The organism is Chryseobacterium sp. CS3K3.1, from assembly GCF_059515165.1.
Genome location: NZ_JCAKRV010000048.1, coordinates 1 through 1,219 on the forward strand (window position 1 = coordinate 1; position 1,219 = coordinate 1,219).

Here is a 1,219-nt window from a genome sequence, read left to right on the forward strand (position 1 = left end):
CCTTTAGATTAGTTCTATGAAATAAATGATTACATTTAGAAAAGAGCAAGCATTTAGTTACACTATAGATTCCTTAGAATATGATTCATACTCCGATAAAGAACTAAATGCTTTTTCATCAAAAGACTTAAATAGAAATTCGGGATTTAAAGCCCATTATCAAGGTGTTAAGAATCAGATGAATTGCTCTTACATTTATAACTTAAACCAAAAATATGGAAAAAATTGTAATAGGTATTGACATTAGTGCCAAGACACTGGATATCTGTATTAAAAAGTGTGGTTCTTATTCTTTTAATGTTATTGCCAATGAAGCTAAGGCAATCAAAGTATTCTTCAAAATTTTTCAAGAGCCGAAATCTGAGATTATAGTTTCCATGGAAAATACAGGAAGATATAATTGGGAATTATATCAGGTTCTGGAGTATTTTAATTTTAAAGTTTTTGTACTTAACCCCTTACACTTAAAGAAAAGTATAGGCTTAATAAGGGGTAAAAATGATAAAATTGATGCTAAAAGGATCTGTGAGTTCACAGAGAAACATGAAAAAGAGCTTATAGAATGGAAACCATGCTCTGATAACATAAAGAAAATTAAAGTGCTGTTTTCTGAGCGAAATTCTAAGATAAAGCTAAGAGCTTCTTTATTAAAGCAAAGACATCTTTATTCACAACTTGAAAGTATAGGATATGATTCTAAATTTTTAAAAATGAATAAAAAGGAGATTGAAGTTTTAGAAAAGCATATAGATTTTTTAGAAAATGAAATAGAACAACTCATTGATAATGACTCAGATTTATACTCCAAGAAGCAATGTATACAAAGTATTCCAGGAGTAGGAAAAGTATTAAGCTGGATGATTATTGCTAAAACAGAAGGGTTGACAAAGATTAATAACCCCAGAAAATTAGCTTGTTATGCAGGTGTGGTCCCCTTTGGCTATCAATCTGGAACATCAATAAAATGTAAACCTAAGCTTTCTTATTATGCGGATAAATCATTGAAAACAGTACTTCATATGGCTGCAATGAGAGCTGTGAGACTAGAAAATGATTTAAAAATATATTATCACAGAAAAATAAGTGATGGTAAAAACAAAATGGCAGTTTTAAACGCTGTGAGAAACAAAATTATTCATAGAATTTTTGCAATAATCAGAACAGGGAAACTTTATGAAAAAAACTATAATAATTCTTTGTTTTTGTCATAGAAATCGGA

General features: G+C 29.2%; 1 protein-coding gene. It reads left to right on the plus strand.

Translation table 11 applies throughout. The annotated features are described in order from the left end of the window. The first annotated feature begins 215 nt into the window (after positions 1 to 215). Positions 216 to 1,211, plus strand: coding sequence for an IS110 family RNA-guided transposase (locus AC5YGI_RS22015; RefSeq protein ID WP_330744043.1), 996 nt, complete (start codon positions 216 to 218; stop codon positions 1,209 to 1,211). The last annotated feature ends 8 nt before the right edge of the window (positions 1,212 to 1,219 follow it).